Genomic DNA, 16,051 nt, shown 5'->3' on the forward strand with positions numbered 1-16,051 from the left:
GCGCGTCGGTTTTCGCGCCGAAATCGTCCCCCGGATACCCTGGTGCCCGTGCCGAGACCAGCCCGCCGCGCCCGAGTCACGGCGGGGGCCCTGATTTCGGTGGCGCTGCTGGGTGCGGTGCAGGCCGTATCGGGGTGTGCGGTCAACCCGCCACCGGCGCCGCAGAGCACCGAGACGCCGAAGAGCGTCGCACCGCCGGCGCAGCGGATCAGCCAGATCATCATGGGCATCGACTCGATCGGCGCCGGTTTCAATCCGCACCTGCGTTCGGACCTGTCCGCGGTCAGCGCGGCAATCGGCTCGCTGGTGCTGCCCAGTGCGTTCCGGCCGATCCCGGACACCTCGACACCGACCGGCTCACGGTGGGAGATGGATCCCACCCTGCTGGTCTGGGCCAAGGTGACCTCCGAGGCGCCATTCACCGTGACCTACCGGATCCGACCCGAGGCGTCCTGGACCGATAACGCGCCGATCGCCGCCGACGACTTCTGGTACCTGTGGCAGCAGATGGTCACCCAACCCGGCGTCGTCGACCCGGCGGGCTACGACCTGATCACGGGCGTGCACTCCGTCGAGGGCGGAAAGCAGGTGGTGGTCACCTTCGCCAAGCCGTATCCGGCCTGGCGGGAGCTGTTCAGCAACATCCTGCCCGCACACATCGTCAAGGACATCCCCGGCGGATTCTCCGCGGGCCTGGCCCGGGCGCTGCCGGTCACCGGTGGCCAGTTCCGGGTGGAGAACATCGATCCGCAGCGTGACGCGATCCTGCTCGCCCGCAACGACCGCTACTGGGGACCCCCGGCCAAACCCGATCTGGTGCTGTTCCGCCGCGCCGGAGCGGCCGCCGCGCTGGCCGACTCCATCCGCAACGGGGACACCCAGGTGGCCCAGGTGCACGGCGGTTCGGCGGCATTCGCACAGTTGTCGGTGATCCCCGGTGTGCAGACCACCCGCGTGGTCACCCCCCGGGTGATGCAGATGGCCCTGCGGGCCACCGAACCCAAACTGGCCGACGTGCGGGTCCGCCGCGCCCTCCTGGGACTGCTGGACGTGGGACTGCTGGCCACGGTGGGCGCCGGCAGCGACAACACGGTGACCCTGGACCAGGCCCACGTCCGTGCACCCAGCGACCCCGGCTATGTGCCGACCGCGCCGCCGGCGATGTCGGAATCCGCCGCGCTGGCGTTGTTGCAGTCGGCCGGCTACCGGATCGAGAAGAACGCACCCCCGTCGGCGGTGGTCCCGCCCGCGGGCGCGACCGGCCTGCCGCATCCGCCGGAGATCACCCATGGCCGAATCAGCAAGGACGGTGAACAGTTGACGCTGGTCATCGGGGTGGCGGCCAACGACCCGACCTCGATGGCGGTGGCCAACACCGCCGCCGACCAGCTACGCAACAGCGGCGTCGCGGCCACCGTGCTGGCGTTGGACCCGGTGAAGCTGTACCGGGAGGCACTGGTCACCCACCAGGTGGACGCGATCGTCGGTTGGCAGCAGGCCGGCGGCGACCTGGCGACCCTGTTGGCATCGCGATACGGCTGTGGTGCCCTGGCCCCCACGACGGTGGCCACGTCGGGCGTGCCGGTTCCCGCCCCCGACCACGTGCCGACGTCCCGGCCGCCGTCAGCCACGCCGGAGCCCGGCCCGTCGACGCCGAACGTGCCCCCGCGTACCGCGCCCCCGCGGGCACTGGTGCAGGCCCCCTCCAACGTCACCGGTATCTGTGACCGCGCCATCCAGGCGGAGATCGATGCGGCACTCGACGGCAGCAAGGCCATCGGGGACGTCATCGCCGCGGTCGAACCCCGGTTATGGGCCATGGCGACGGTGCTGCCGATCCTGCAGGACACCACGATCGTCGCGGTGGGCCCGAGCGTGCGAAACGTCAGCCTGACCGGATCGGTGCCGGTCGGGATCGTCGGCGGGGCCGGTAACTGGGTGAAGTTGCCGTAGCGGCTCAGCGGACGCGCTACTCTTTCTCAATCCGAACGGCACCGGGGGAGGTCGCCGTCGGCTGACGACGGAGTTAACGGCGTCTTGCGCACAGGTAATTCTTGGATAAGATTAAGAAACCTGCGCGGGACACGTCGGAGGGGGACTGGGTACATGGAACACCTCATTCGCCGGAGCGCCGCTGTTGCGGCGTCGGCCCTGACTTTCGGTGGCTTGATCGCGGTCCTGACGCCGACCAACCCGGATCTACCCGAAATCCAGGTCCGTGGCGTCGATCTGGCTGCGGCGAACGTCGACGCGCATCCGGTCCTCGACATCGTGGAGAACCATGTCCGCCCCGACGTCATCGGCGATGCCGGCTACCAGGGACAGTACGTCGACATCGGTGAGTTGCTGTTCGGGCGGGGCGGTGAGAACGCGGGCGCCGGATCGGGGCTGGACGTCGACGCCCTGAGCCAGGACGAGTTGACCGAGCTCACCGGCGGCAACTTCGACCCGCAGAATCTGCCGCTCGGCTTGCAGTTCGACCCGGATCCGGGTGCGTTCGTCACCCCGGCCACCGGCGCGGTGGGCGGCGGCGAGCAGGCCGCGGGAACCGCCGCCGCCAGTGCCGCGGCCGGCATCGTGTGGATGATGCAGGCCATTCCGGATCTGCAGCAGGCGTTGAACAACGCGATCGTGGCGGCGGAGACGGAGTTCAACAGTGCTCTCGTCGCTGCGCAGCAGGCGGCCGCCGACCGCATCTTCGGTGACGATCCCGCCGTCAACGATGCCGTGACCTGGATCTTCAGCCTCAACAACACGGTGTTGGCGAACAATGAGGCCGCATTCAACAGCCTGTTCGGCATCGCCTACGACCCGCACACCACCCTGCTCGGGGGCTTTGCGCCGGAGATCGCCGCGGTGGACTGGGAGACCCTGCTGGGCTTCAGCCCGGACCAGTTCGACCAGATCATCGAGGCGCTGCAGGCCGACAACCTCGCGCTGTTGATGGGCAACCTCGACTGGGCGGGGCTGTTCGCGGGCCTGTTCTGACCGATCGCGGTCCGGCGGTCGATCCAGCACCGCGCGATAGGGTCTTGGCATGCCGGACCGTACTCCGCGGCTGCTTTTCGTGCATGCCCATCCCGACGACGAGACCCTCACGACCGGGACGACGATCGCGCATTACGCGGCCCGCGGGGCCGATGTACACGTCGTGACGTGCACACTCGGCGAAGAGGGCGAGGTGATCGGGGAGCGGTGGGCGCATCTGACCGTGGACCGGGCCGACCAACTCGGCGGGTATCGGATCGGCGAGCTCACCGAGGCGCTGCGGGCACTGGGGATCGGCGCACCGCAGTTTCTCGGCGGCGCCGGACGTTGGCGCGATTCCGGGATGACCGGAACCCCGGCGCGGCGACAGCAGCGGTTCATCGACGCCGAGCGCGATGAAGTCGTCACGGCGCTGTCGGACGTCATCCGGCGACTGCGCCCGCATGTGGTCGTCAGCTATGACCCGCACGGCGGCTACGGCCATCCCGATCACGTGCAGGCCCATCACATCACCACCGCAGCCGTGGCCGCGGCGGCGGACGGCGGTCGCGGCTGCGGAGCGGCCTGGGCCACGCCGAAGTTCTACTGGACCGTGATCGCCGACAGTGCCTGGCAGGCCGCCCGGCTCCGGTTGCGCGACGCCGATCGGTTCCCGCACTGGACGGTCCCGGCCGGTGCGGTGGCGGTGGGCGGCTACCCGGATGACCGCATCGACGCGGTGATCGAGGACGCCGGGGTGCGCCGGGCGAAAGTGGCGGCGATGACCGCACACGCGACCCAGGTGACGGTCGGGCCCACCGGGAACGCCTTCGCGCTGTCCAACGACATCGCCCAGCCGATCCTGGACAGCGAGCACTACGTGCTGGCCGCCGGTGCGGCGGGGCCGCGCGACGCGCGGGGGTGGGAAACCGATCTGTTGGCCGGACTGGGGTTCGATGCCGGGGTCGGCGCGGTAAGCTCCTGCTGACCAGCTTTTGTAGAGGCAAGGACTTAGGTGGTTTAGGCATGGATCCCGATCTGGACCCGAACTTGGAACACTGGCAGTGGTGGCTCGACAGCTTCCAGTGGATGGTCGGTTCCATGGTCAGCCAGCTGGAGAGCATTCCCACTTGAGCCCCGTCGCGCCGCACACCGTGCCCGCGATCCCTTCCCTTACACCGCATCCCGCTTTCAACGTGCCGGTGTTGGCACTGTTGGCCTTTGACGGGGTCCTCTGCGCGGTGGCGACCGCGTTGCTGTTGCCTGCGCACATCGGTGCCGTCCCTTTCCCGATCAGCGCGCTGATCGGGGGATTGGTCAACGCGGGCCTGGTCTGGGTCGCGCTGGGCTGCACCCACTCGTTGCGCGTGGCCGCGTTGCCGCTGTGGGGCTGGTTGCTGGCGATCGCGCTGATGACCCTCGGCGGGCCGGGCGACGACCTGATCTTCGCCGACCGCGGGCTGATGGCCTACGGCGTACTGCTGATGATCGTGGTGGGCAGTGCGCCGCCGGTGTGGGTGTTATGGCGTCGTCGCGAGGCGCTGGCCGCCGGAAACGCGCCGGCCCGGCAGAGCTGACGGGTTGCCGCGGCGTTCGCCGCGGCAACCGCGCCATCGCTGCTCGCCGTCGTGCTACAGGGCCATGTCCAGCAGCGATTCGACTGCGTCCTGGATCAGGATCCCGCCGTCGCCGAAGTCCGAGAGGTCACCGAATTCGAGGGCGGTACCACCGAGATCCGGCGCATCGGGGAGATCCAGGACAGCTCCGGGGTCGGTGGCCTCGGCGCTGAAGTCCGTGGCCTCGGCGTAGTAATAGAAGAACGGGACGTACGTCGTACCCACGAACATCTGCCAGATGAACCCCTCGACCATGCTGATCGGAGTCGTGACCACCGAATAGAGCGTGGGGCCGACGAACGGTATCGAGTAGAGGATCGACAACAGCGGTCCTACTACGGAGTTGAACATCGATATCGCACTTTCGACGAAACCCCCGAGCCCGAGGAATCCGTAGGCGGCCTCGCCGGGGATATCGAGCAGGTCTGGGGCGTTCTGCAGCGCGGAGTTCTGCAGCGCGAGTAGGTCCGGCCCCAGCGATCCCAGTAGATCGAGTGCCGATCCGCCCGCGGTCAAGGTCACCGCGGACGCCTGTACGTCGTTGTGTTGGACGACCGGAACCACTGCCGGGTTTGCCGCGAGGAAAGTTGCCGCGACCAGCGGGGCGAGCCAGGGCTTAGTTGAGATTTTCATTGCAACTCCTTGTTGTTTTGCTCAGTAAAGAACAGTCCCGTTTAGAGGTCAATAGTTTTATAAAAGGGAACTTTGCACACATAGAAGGCGTATGATTCTCGACATACCTGGGGTTGTCGGCGAAGCGGGCATCACGGCGACCGCCGGGGCAAACGATCGCGCGTCGTTGAACTGTGAAATTCTTAGGTTTTTCGACCCCGGGCTGCGGGTCTGTCCGCCCGCCGGGCCGACGTACCCTGGCTGGTGAATACGAGGCGGCTTTCCGGGGTCTGGAAAAGTATGGGGTGTGGGCAATGAACAGCAAGCTGTCCCGAGGGGTGGTGATGTGACGCCGCTTCCCGAGGGGCCTGGTGCGTCGCGTCGGCCGGTGGCTTCTCCGGTGACCGGATCGGCGCTTCGCCGTGTACTCCGACGGGCCCGCGACGGCGTGCTCCTCAATCCCGAGGAGACCGCCATCGCGATGACCGCGCGCGGCGCGGATCTGGACGATCTGTGCGCCAGTGCGGCCCGGGTGCGCGACGCCGGCCTGGTGTCGGGCGGTCGCCGCGGCGCGGGCGGCCGGTTGCCGGTCAGCTACTCGCGCAAGGTGTTCATCCCGGTCACCCATCTGTGCCGCGACACCTGCCATTACTGCACGTTCGTCACGGTTCCCGGCGTGCTGCGCGCGCAGGGCAAGCAGATGTACCTCAGCCCCGACGAGATTCTCGATGTCGCGCGCCGCGGCGCCGAATTGGGCTGTAAGGAAGCGCTGTTCACGCTGGGGGACCGGCCCGAGGAGCGCTGGCCCGAGGCGCGGCAGTGGCTCGATGAGCAGGGTTATGACACCACCCTCGCCTATGTGCGGGCGATGGCGATTCTGGTTCTCGAGGAGACCGGCCTGCTGCCGCATCTGAACCCCGGCGTGATGAGCTGGTCGGAGATGTCGCGGCTCAAACCGGTGGCGCCGTCGATGGGCATGATGCTCGAGACCACCTCCCGACGGCTGTTCGAGACCAAGGGCCTGGCCCACTACGGCAGCCCCGACAAGGACCCGGCGGTGCGGCTGCGCGCACTGGCCGACGCCGGTCGGCTCTCGATCCCGTTCACCACCGGGTTGCTGGTCGGTATCGGCGAGACCCTCGACGAGCGCGCCGACACGCTGCACGCGATCCGCAAGGTGCACAAGGAATTCGGGCATATCCAGGAAGTCATCGTGCAGAACTTCCGGGCCAAGGACCACACCGCGATGGCAGCCGCTCCCGATGCCGGTTTCGAGGAATTCCTGGCCACGGTGGCCGCCACCCGGCTGGTGCTGGGACCCAAGATGAGGGTGCAGGCACCGCCGAACCTGGTCTCGGCCGACGAATGCCTGGCGCTGATCGGCGCCGGGGTCGACGACTGGGGCGGGGTGTCGCCGCTGACCCCGGACCACGTCAACCCCGAGCGCCCCTGGCCCGCGCTCGACGACCTGGCCGCGGTCACCGAGCGGGCCGGCTACGACCTGGTGCAGCGACTGACCGCCCAGCCCGACTACGTCCAGGCCGGCGCGGCGTGGATCGACCCGCGGGTGCGCCCGCACGTCACCGCCCTGGCGGACCCGGAGACCGGCTGGGCGCGGGACGTCAACCCGGTCGGACTGGCCTGGCAGGAACCCGACGAGGTGGTCTCGGCCGGCCGGGTGGACCTGAACTCCGCGATCGACGTCGACGGCCGCAACACCGAGACCCGCAGTGACCTGGGCAGTGCCTTCGGAGACTGGGAGTCGATCCGCGAACAGATTCACGATCTGGCGGCCCGCGCGCCCGAGCGTGTCGACACTGATGTGCTCGCCGCGCTGCGTTCGGCCGAACGCGACCCGGCCGGTTGCACCGACGCCGAATACCTGGCGTTGGCCACCGCGGACGGCCCCGCGATGGATGCGGTTGCCGCACTGGCCGATTCGCTGCGGCGCGACGCCGTCGGCGACGACGTCACCTATGTGGTCAACCGCAACATCAACTTCACCAACATCTGCTACGTCGGCTGCCGCTTCTGCGCGTTCGCCCAGCGCAAAGGTGATGCGGACGCGTTTTCGCTGTCCAACGCCGAAGTCGGCGAACGTGCCTATGAGGCACACCTGGCCGGTGCCACCGAGGTCTGCATGCAAGGCGGGATCGACCCGGAACTGCCGGTCACCGGCTACGCCGACCTGGTGCGCGCGGTCAAGGCGCGGGTTCCCTCGATGCACGTGCACGCGTTCTCACCCATGGAGATCACCAACGGGGTGTCCAAGAGCGGTCTGAGTATCCGGGAGTGGCTGACCAGCCTGCGCGAGGCCGGGCTGGGCAGCATTCCGGGCACCGCCGCGGAGATCCTCGACGACGAGATCCGCTGGGTGCTCACCAAGGGCAAGCTGCCGACGTCGATGTGGGTCGAAGTGGTGACCACCGCACACGAGGTGGGACTGCGATCGAGTTCGACGATGATGTACGGCCACATCGATTCCCCGCGGCACTGGATCGGACACCTGCGGGTGCTGCGTGACATCCAGGACCGTACCGGCGGCTTCACCGAATTCGTGCCGTTGCCGTTCGTGCACCAGAGTTCACCGCTGTACCTGGCCGGTGGGGCACGCCCCGGCCCGAGTCACCGGGACAACCGCGCGGTGCACGCGCTGGCCCGGATCATGCTGCACGGTCGGATCCCCAACATCCAGACCAGTTGGGTCAAGCTCGGCGTGGAACGCACCCAGGTGATGCTCAACGGTGGCGCCAACGACTTGGGCGGCACCCTGATGGAGGAGACGATCTCCCGGATGGCCGGCTCCGAACACGGTTCGGCCAAGACCATCGCCGAGCTGACCTCGATCGCCGAAGGAATCGGACGCCCGGCCCGACAGCGCGCCACCGACTACGCGCCGCTGCCGGCCTGAGCCCCTTGCGATTTCGGCGCGTTTGGTCCCGCCGAGCGGGCATAATCGCGCCGAAATCGCGTTAGAGGTTAGAGGTTAGAGGCGGGCGGCCAGTTCGGTGCCCTGCTTGATGGCCCGCTTGGCGTCCAGCTCGGAGGCCAACGCCGCCCCGCCGATGATGTGCGGGGTCACCCCGCGCATCCGCAACCCGTCCTCGAGGTCGCGCACCGATTCCTGCCCGGCGCAGATCACCACATTGTCCACCGCCAACACCTGCGGCCGTGACTTCTTCGGGCCGTAACTGATGTGCAGGCCGTCGTCGTCGATGCGGTCGTAGTTCACACCGGAGAGCTGCTGGACGCCCTTGGCTTTCAACGCCGCGCGATGCACCCAGCCGGTGGTCTTGCCCAGCTTCCGGCCCTGCGCCCCCTCGGTGCGGGCCAGCAGATAGACCTGCCGGGCCGGCGCCGCCGGGTCCGGCGGAATCAACGCGCCCCGGGCCTCCCAGGGGTCGGCGACGCCCCATTCGGCCTTCCACTCTTTGAGGTGCAGCGTCGGCGACGACGCCGGCGCGTCCAGGACCAGGAATTCGCTGACGTCGAAACCGATCCCGCCGGCACCGACCACCGCCACCGCGGCGCCGACGGGCCGGCCGGTGATCGCGTCGGCGTAGGACATCACCATCGGATGGTCGATACCGGGGATCTGCGGAATCCGGGGCCTGACCCCGGTGGCCAGCACCACCTCGTCGAAACCGGTCAATTCCTCGACACCGGCGCGACTGCCCAGTCGCACGGTGACCGCGAACCTGTCCAGCATGGCGGTGTAGTAGCGGATGGTGCCGGCGAACTCCTCCTTGCCGGGAATCCTTCTGGCCAGATCGAACTGGCCGCCGATGAACTCATTCGCCTCGAACAGGGTCACCGCGTGGCCGCGCTCGGCCGCGGACACCGCCGTCGCCAGCCCGGCCGGGCCCGCGCCCACCACCGCGATGCGCCGCTGTCGACGGGTGGGGCCCAACACCAGCTTGGTCTCATGTCCGGCACGAGGATTGACCAGGCAGGACACCTTCTTGTGGGCGAAGACGTGATCCAGGCAGGCCTGGTTGCAGGCGATGCAGGTGTTGATCTCCGCGGCCCGGTTCTCGGCTGCCTTGCGGACCCAATCGGGATCGGCCAGCATCGGGCGGGCCATCGAGATCAACCGCACCGAGGTTTCGGCCAGCACCTGTTCGGCCGCCTGCGGCATGTTGATCCGGTTGGACGCCACCACCGGGATCGTGACGTGGTCGGCGATGGCATGGGAGACGTCGACGAATGCATTCGCGGGTACCGACGTCACGATGGTCGGCACCCGGGCCTCGTGCCAGCCGAATCCGGAGTTGATCATGGTGGCGCCGGCCGCCTCGACTTCGGTTGCCAGCGCGACGATTTCATCCCAGCTCTGACCTTCTTCGACGAAGTCGGCCATCGACAACCGGTAGCAGATGATGAAGTCGTCGCCGACGGCCGCGCGACTGCGCGCGACGATCTGCACCGGGAATCGTCGACGGTTGGCCGCGGTACCGCCGTAGCCGTCGGTGCGCCGATTGGTCCGGGGCGCCAGGAACTGGTTGATCAGGTAGCCCTCGCTGCCCATGATCTCCACACCGTCATAGCCGGCTTCCCTGGCCAGCTCAGCGGTGCGGGCGAAGTCGTCGATGGTGGATTCGACCCCGCGGGTGGACAGCGCCCGCGGCCGGAAGGGGTTGATCGGCGCCTTGAGGCTGGATGCGCTGACCGAAAACGGGTGGTAGGCATAGCGTCCCGCGTGCAGGATCTGCAACGCGATCTTGCCGCCGGCCTCGTGTACCGCGTCGGTGATGCGGCGGTGCCGCCGTGCATCGGCGCGACTGGTCATCGCCGCGGCGAACGGCAGCAGCCAACCCGACCGGTTCGGCGCATACCCGCCGGTGATGATCAGCCCCACCCCGCCGCGGGCGCGTGCCGCGAAATACTCGGCCAGTCTGTCGATGTCGCCGGCGCGGTCTTCCAGGCCGGTGTGCATCGAACCCATCACGACCCGATTGGGCAGCGTGGTGAACCCCAGATCCAACGGCGACAACAGCAGCGGATACGGGTTGGTCGATTCGGTCGTCATGATGCCTGATGCCCCCTTGATCTCAACAGCTCGATCGCCGCAGCGCCTCGTCGACTTCGTCGAGCCAGCCGATCGCGCTCTCCTCGGCACGGATGCCGCCGCGCAACACCAGGTGCTGATGCAGGGCGGCGCCCGACAACGCGGCGGGATCGGCGAACTGCTTCTTCTCCAGCACGCGGTAGACGTCCAGCCGCTCGGCGCGCTCGGCGCGCAGCGTCGCCACCTGCTCGAGAACCGCGGCCGTATCGTCGGGGCCGGCGCCGCGGATCTTGACCGCCAACTCGCGCAGCCGGTTGTCCGTCACCGAGTTTCCGCGCCCGGCCAGCGGTGCCGCGATCCAGCGGGTCAGTTCGGCGCGGCCGGCGTCGGCGACGGTGTAGACCTTCTTGTCCGGTCGGCCACGCTGGGCCACCTCGGTGACCCGCACCCAGCCGTCGGCCTCCATAGCGCGCAACGTGCGATAGATCTGCTGATGCGTGGCGCTCCAGAAGTAGCCGATCGAGCGGTCGAAACGGTGGGCCAGCTCGTAGCCCGAGCCGGACTGCTCGCTCAGCGACACCAGGATCGCGTGCGGAAGTGCCACGCGGGGCAGCATAGGCATCCGCAACGGTGATATGCAACTAGTTGCAGTGCAACTAACTGCATAGCCGGTCGCGGGCGTCCCACCGGCCCGGGTGGTGGGCGGCCCGCGGCGGCGGCCTCTACTATCAGGAACCGATGAATCCACCGTGCCTCGCCGCAGTCCCGTGAGCCCCCTGCCCGGCGGCAGATCGGCCGCACTGCCCACCTTCCCGTGGGACACCCTGGCCGAGGTGACCGCGCTGGCCAGGTCCCATCCGGACGGGATCGTCGACCTCTCGGTCGGCACACCGGTGGATCCCGTCGCACCGGTCATCCGCGACGCGCTGGCGGCGGCCTCATCCGCACCGGGCTATCCCACCACCGCCGGAACCGCCGCACTGCGCAACGCGGCGGTCGCCGCACTGCAGCGGCGCTACGGGGTCACCGGGCTGCGCGAATCGGCGGTGCTGCCGGTGATCGGCACCAAAGAGGTCATCGCGTGGCTGCCGACCCTGCTCGGCCTCGGCGAACAGCACACGGTGGTGGTCCCCGAACTGGCCTACCCGACCTACGAGGTGGGTGCCCGACTGGCCGGGGCCACCTGGATGCGCAGCGATACCCCGCAGTCCCTCGACGGCCCGGCACCGGCCATGGTCTACCTCAACTCACCCAGCAACCCGACCGGGGCGATCGCGACCGAGGCCGAACTGCGCGCCGTCGTCGACTGGGCCCGCGCACACGACGTGCTGGTGGTCTCCGACGAGTGCTATCTGGGTCTGGGCTGGGATGCCGAGCCGCGATCGGTGCTGCACCCGGCGGTGTGCGACGGGGATCACCGCGGCCTGCTCGCGGTGCATTCGCTGTCGAAGACCTCGTCGCTGGCGGGGTATCGGGCCGGCTTCGTCGCCGGTGACCCGGCCGTGGTGGCCGAACTGCTCGCGGTGCGCAAACACGCCGGGATGATGGTGCCGACCCCGATCCAGGCCGCCATGACCGCGGCCCTCGGTGACGACGCGCACGAACGCGAACAACGAGACCGCTACGCCCGCCGCCGGGCGCTGCTGCTGCCGGCCATGCAGGCGGCCGGATTCACCGTCGAGTTGTCCCAGGGTGGGCTCTACCTGTGGGCCACCCGCGGGGAACCCTGCCGCAACAGCCTGGAATGGCTGGCGCAGCGCGGCATCCTGGTGGCGCCCGGTGAGTTCTACGGGCCGAGCGGCGTGCAGCACGTGCGGGTGGCGCTCACCGCCACCGACGAACGGATCGCCGCGGCCGTCGCGCGGCTGGATTAGCCCCCGGGAGCGCCGCACTCCCCGGTGAGGATGCGTTCGATCGCGTCGTGCTCGGCCTGGGTGACCCACAGGCCGTAGCCCGCCTTGACCGCGACGATCCGAGAGACGTACTCGCAACGATAGGACCGGTTGGGCGGCAGCCACGTCGCGGCGTCACCGTCGCCCTTCTGATAGTTGACCGGGCCGCTGGTGGCCTGCAGATTCAGCGGATCGTTGGCGAAGTTGCGGCGGGTGATCTCATCCCACTGCTGGGCGCCCTTCTGCCAGGCGTCCGACAGCGCCACGATGTGGTCGATCTGCACCGCCCGCGAGGTGTCGGTACCCCGCTGGAAGGGGATCGCGGTTCCGGTGTAGGGATCGTTCAAGATGCCGGTGAGCACCACGCAGTCGTTCGTGCCCGGCTTCAGTTCGATGTCGACCAGGTCCCGGCGCAGGATGTCGTTGCGGGTGTCGCAGCCGTTGTGCCCGTAGGGCACCGCCACGTCGTCGCTCCACGCGTGGCCGAACAGTGCCCGCTGATATCCGGTCTTGGGTGCGCGGCCCTTGATGGGCAGGGATGCGAGCATGTCCAGGGTGGTCGATCCGTCGGCGGCACCGACCGGAATCGGCTCGGCCGCTGCGGTGCCTGCAGCGCCGATCAGCAGCGCCATTGCGGCGAACAGACCACCCAGGGCCCGCACCCGGCCCGGCCACCCGTGCCGTCGATCGGCCACGACACCTCCCTGACTCCGCGATATCGGCCCGGACGCTACCAGTGCGCACCGACGACATCGGCCGCCGAGCTTGCCGGAGCAATAGGCTGGGCCGGTGCGTGTTCATCCAGAGGTGGCCGAGGCGCTGGCCGCCGGGCGTGCCGTGGTGGCGTTGGAGAGCACCATCATCAGCCACGGGTTGCCCCGCCCGGACAACCTGTCGGTGGCCCGCGAGATCGAGAACGCGGTGCGGGCCGGCGGCGCGGTGCCGGCCACCGTCGCGATCCTCGGCGGCCGGCCCCACATCGGACTCGACGACGCCGCGCTGCACCGGATCGCCACCGGCACCGCGGTCAAGGTCAGTACCCGCGAGATCGCCATGCTGGCGGCCGCGGGCGGTGACGGGGCGACCACGGTCGCCGCGACCGCGCACCTGGCGGCCCGCGCCGGTATCGGCGTGTTCGCCACCGGCGGCCTGGGGGGAGTGCACCGCGGCGCCCGCGACACCTGGGACGAATCGGCGGACCTGACCGCGTTGTCGCGCACGCCGATCCTGGTGGTCTGCTCAGGGGTGAAGTCAATCCTGGACATCGGTGCCACACTCGAGCGACTGGAGACCCTCGGGGTGGGGGTGATCGGCTATCGCACCGACCGGTTCCCGGCCTTCTACCTGGCCGATTCCGGATACCGGATCGATTGGCGGGTCCAGACTCCCGGCCAGGCGGCCGACGTGCTGCGGGCCCGCGCCCGGGTGGGCACCGACGGTTACGGCCTGGTGCTGGCCAACCCGGTGCCCGCCGACGCCGAACTCGACCGCACATTGCACGACCGGGTGCTCACCGAAGGCCTGGCCGCGGCCGAACGGGCGCAGGTGCGCGGCAAGGACGTCACCCCGTTTCTGCTCGACTGGTTCCACCGCGGCACGCGTGGCGCGTCGGTGGCCACCAATGTCGCCCTGGTGCTGGCCAATGCGCGGCTGGCGGCCGAGATCGCGGTGGACTACGCCGCCGACTGACCGTGCTGCCCGGTCAGCGGCGAGTGATCTTGGCGATGCACACTTCCGGCTCGACGAACGGGGCGAGGTCGGTCTGGTCCCCGTCGTGGTCGGCGAGTAGCCCCCGCAACAGCCCCCGGTGCATGGCGCAGCTGACTTCGGGATGGGACCGTGCCAAGTCCCTGACCGGGCAGGCGTTGAGCTGGATCGTGCGCTGCCCGACGGTGTTGCGGGGGTCTGTGACGATCTCCGGGCCGAATCCCATGCGCTCGAAGACCTCGGTGATCCGGTCGGCACAGGCATCGACGCCGGACCCGTTCACCGCCCCCTTCCGGCCCGCGGGATCGTCGGCGGCGGCGGAAAGGATCCGCTCGGCCCAGCGCAGACCCGCCCGCTCGGCGCGCTCCCGGCGTTCGTCGGCGGTGTCGCCGAGCTCCATCGCGAGGATTTCGGCCAGGCTCCGGTAGTCCAGGCGATCACGGACGGCGATGTAGCCGGTCCGGGGCCGTCCGACTCCGTCCCGCTTGATCCGGGTACGGGCCACGGCCCCGTCCTCGCACAGCGCATCGAGATGAAACCGGACCGTCGTGACATGGAGTTGCATCCGCTCGGCGATCTCACCGGCATCCACCACCCCGTTGGCCGCACCCACCAACCGCAGCACCCGCTCGCGCTGCTGGTTGCGAGGCAACCGCGGGCTGCGCCGGGCCGGTCGCCGGGTGTCGGACTTGTCGTGCATCGGTGTGTCTTTCCGTGATGAGTTACCTTCAAAGATAAGGGAACCGACCCGTCGATACCACGTGCAGTGGTCAGGCGATGATCGAGGGATCGGTCAGGCCGAGGGTCGGCCCCGCGGTAACGGTAACGTCGCTGACGTGCTGCTCACCTCCCTGGCTTGCGACGACGCCAACATCACCGATATCGCCGATGCGGTGCGTATCGACGACACCACGCTCAGCCGTTCCGAATTGAGCGCCACCTCGGCCGGGGTGCTCGAAGATCTCGGCGGCGCACGGTGCGTCGCCGTGCTGGCCACACCGACGGCGGCCACCGTGCGGGCGGTGGCGGGCTGCCTGCTCGCCGGAGTGCCACTGGTGCCGGTACCCGCCGACGTCGGCGTCGCCGAACGCGAGCACATCCTGCGTGACTCCGGCGCGCAGGCCTGGCTGGGGGAGCGACCCGACGATGCGGCCGGTCTGCCGCACTTCGCGCCGCGCGCGGGCTCGGCACCGCACTGCGTCGACGCGGCCGACGACGACACCGCACTGATCATCTACACCTCGGGCACCACCGGCCCGCCCAAAGGTGTACAGCTGAGCCGGCGGGCACTGGCCGCGGATCTCGACGCGCTGGCCGAGGCCTGGCAGTGGAGCCCCGATGACGTACTGGTGCACGGGCTGCCGATGTATCACGTGCACGGCCTGGTGCTGGGCCTGCTCGGGTCGCTGCGCGTCGGCAACCGCTTCGTGCACACCGGCAAGCCGACTCCGGAGAACTACGCCGCCGCGGCCGGCACGCTGTACTTCGGTGTTCCCACCGTGTGGTCGCGGGTGGTGGCCGACCGGAGCGCGGCCGCTGCCCTGAGGTCGGCCCGACTGCTGGTCTCCGGCAGTGCCGCACTTCCCGTCCCGGTGTTCGAGGGCCTCGTCTCGCTGGCCGGCCACGCGCCCATCGAGCGGTACGGCAGCACCGAGTCGTTGATCACGTTGAGCACCCGGGTCGACGGCGAGCGTCGGCCCGGCTGGGTGGGACTGCCGTTGCAAGGGGTGCAGACCCGGCTCGTCGCTGAGGACGGCGGTCCGGTGCCGCACGACGGGGAGACGATCGGGCGACTGTCGGTGCGCACTCCGACGCTGTTCAACGGCTACCTCAACCGGCCCGACGCGACGGCCGAGGCGCTCGACGCCGACGGCTGGTACCGGACCGGGGACGTCGCGGTGATCGACGCGGACGGGATGCACCGGATCGTCGGCCGCGAGTCGGTCGATCTGATCAAATCCGGGGGGTTCCGCATCGGTGCCGGTGAGATCGAGACCGCGCTGCTGGGGCATCCGGGGGTGTCCGAGGTCGCCGTGGTCGGCCTGCCCGACGAAGACCTGGGGCAGCGGATCGTCGCCTTCGTGGTGCCGCCGGCCGGCGGCACCGTACCGCCCGATGAACTGATCGACTATGTGGCCCAACAGCTTTCGGTGCACAAGCGGCCGCGTGAGGTGCGTATCGTGGAGGCTTTGCCGCGCAATGCGATGGGAAAAGTCCTCAAGAAGGCACTCCTGACGTAGGCTCGCGCA

12 protein-coding genes and 1 pseudogene are annotated in these 16,051 nt (G+C 69.2%); 8 read left to right on the plus strand and 5 right to left on the minus strand.

Going from position 1 to position 16,051, the window contains the following annotated elements; all coding sequences use genetic code 11:
* Positions 1-42: 42 nt before the first annotated feature.
* The 4 genes from RCP38_RS05305 (at position 43) to RCP38_RS05320 (ending at position 4,544) form a co-directional block, all read left to right on the plus strand.
* Complete coding sequence (locus RCP38_RS05305) at positions 43-1,953, plus strand: ABC transporter family substrate-binding protein (protein ID WP_308476015.1); 1,911 nt, start codon at positions 43-45, stop codon at positions 1,951-1,953.
* 213 nt (positions 1,954-2,166) lie between these two features.
* Entirely contained in the window at positions 2,167-2,988 is an 822-nt protein-coding gene (locus tag RCP38_RS05310) for a hypothetical protein (RefSeq protein ID WP_308476017.1), read from the plus strand.
* A 49-nt stretch (positions 2,989-3,037) separates the two neighbouring features.
* Entirely contained in the window at positions 3,038-3,955 is a 918-nt protein-coding gene (mshB, locus tag RCP38_RS05315; RefSeq protein WP_308476019.1) for an N-acetyl-1-D-myo-inositol-2-amino-2-deoxy-alpha-D-glucopyranoside deacetylase, read from the plus strand.
* A 166-nt stretch (positions 3,956-4,121) separates the two neighbouring features.
* Positions 4,122-4,544 (plus strand): hypothetical protein, encoded by a 423-nt coding sequence (locus tag RCP38_RS05320; RefSeq protein WP_308477070.1) that lies wholly within the window; start codon positions 4,122-4,124, stop codon positions 4,542-4,544.
* Between the two features lie 54 nt (positions 4,545-4,598).
* Here the strand turns inward: RCP38_RS05320 and RCP38_RS05325 are convergent, their stop codons facing one another.
* Positions 4,599-5,216, minus strand: coding sequence for a hypothetical protein (locus RCP38_RS05325; protein WP_308476020.1), 618 nt, complete (start codon positions 5,214-5,216; stop codon positions 4,599-4,601).
* Positions 5,217-5,583: 367 nt separating this feature from the next.
* Here RCP38_RS05325 and RCP38_RS05330 point away from each other — a divergent pair, with 367 nt between their 5' ends.
* Entirely contained in the window at positions 5,584-8,106 is a 2,523-nt protein-coding gene (locus RCP38_RS05330) for a bifunctional FO biosynthesis protein CofGH (RefSeq protein WP_308476021.1), read from the plus strand.
* A gap of 75 nt (positions 8,107-8,181) precedes the next feature.
* On the opposite strand, the gene RCP38_RS05335 is transcribed toward RCP38_RS05330, so the two are convergent.
* Both RCP38_RS05335 and RCP38_RS05340 read right to left on the minus strand, forming a co-directional pair.
* Positions 8,182-10,224, minus strand: coding sequence for an NADPH-dependent 2,4-dienoyl-CoA reductase (locus RCP38_RS05335; protein WP_308476023.1), 2,043 nt, complete (start codon positions 10,222-10,224; stop codon positions 8,182-8,184).
* A gap of 22 nt (positions 10,225-10,246) precedes the next feature.
* A complete protein-coding gene (locus RCP38_RS05340; protein WP_308476024.1) occupies positions 10,247-10,807 on the minus strand; it encodes a PadR family transcriptional regulator in 561 nt (186 codons plus the stop codon).
* A 172-nt stretch (positions 10,808-10,979) separates the two neighbouring features.
* Here RCP38_RS05340 and dapC point away from each other — a divergent pair, with 172 nt between their 5' ends.
* A complete protein-coding gene (dapC, locus tag RCP38_RS05345) occupies positions 10,980-12,077 on the plus strand; it encodes a succinyldiaminopimelate transaminase (protein ID WP_308477071.1) in 1,098 nt (365 codons plus the stop codon).
* Positions 12,078-12,085: 8 nt separating this feature from the next.
* Here dapC and RCP38_RS05350 read toward each other — a convergent pair.
* Positions 12,086-12,727 (minus strand): annotated as a pseudogene (locus RCP38_RS05350) (HNH endonuclease family protein); the annotation flags it as partial.
* Between the two features lie 157 nt (positions 12,728-12,884).
* Between RCP38_RS05350 and RCP38_RS05355 the strand changes: the two are divergent.
* Positions 12,885-13,784: a pseudouridine-5'-phosphate glycosidase gene (locus RCP38_RS05355; protein ID WP_308476025.1), complete on the plus strand. Its 900-nt coding sequence runs from the start codon at positions 12,885-12,887 to the stop codon at positions 13,782-13,784.
* A 13-nt stretch (positions 13,785-13,797) separates the two neighbouring features.
* Here the strand turns inward: RCP38_RS05355 and RCP38_RS05360 are convergent, their stop codons facing one another.
* Positions 13,798-14,502, minus strand: a complete 705-nt coding sequence (locus RCP38_RS05360; RefSeq protein WP_308476027.1) for a helix-turn-helix transcriptional regulator — start codon at positions 14,500-14,502, stop codon at positions 13,798-13,800.
* A gap of 136 nt (positions 14,503-14,638) precedes the next feature.
* Between RCP38_RS05360 and RCP38_RS05365 the strand changes: the two genes are divergently transcribed.
* The gene (locus RCP38_RS05365) at positions 14,639-16,042 is read left to right on the plus strand and encodes an acyl-CoA synthetase (protein WP_308476028.1); all 1,404 of its coding nucleotides are present in this window, start codon (positions 14,639-14,641) and stop codon (positions 16,040-16,042) included.
* The last annotated feature ends 9 nt before the right edge of the window (positions 16,043-16,051 follow it).

The sequence above is a fragment of the Mycolicibacter sp. MU0083 genome, assembly GCF_963378075.1.
GTDB classification, from domain to species: Bacteria; Actinomycetota; Actinomycetes; order Mycobacteriales; family Mycobacteriaceae; genus Mycobacterium; species Mycobacterium kokjensenii.

Coding starts and splice junctions, on each gene's coding strand:
- mshB (WP_308476019.1), top strand. CDS start 3,038: ATGCCGGACCGTACTCCGCGGCTGCTTTTCGTGCATGCCCATCCCGAC.
- RCP38_RS05325 (WP_308476020.1), bottom strand. CDS start 5,216: ATGAAAATCTCAACTAAGCCCTGGCTCGCCCCGCTGGTCGCGGCAACT.
- RCP38_RS05335 (WP_308476023.1), bottom strand. CDS start 10,224: ATGACGACCGAATCGACCAACCCGTATCCGCTGCTGTTGTCGCCGTTG.
- RCP38_RS05360 (WP_308476027.1), bottom strand. CDS start 14,502: ATGCACGACAAGTCCGACACCCGGCGACCGGCCCGGCGCAGCCCGCGG.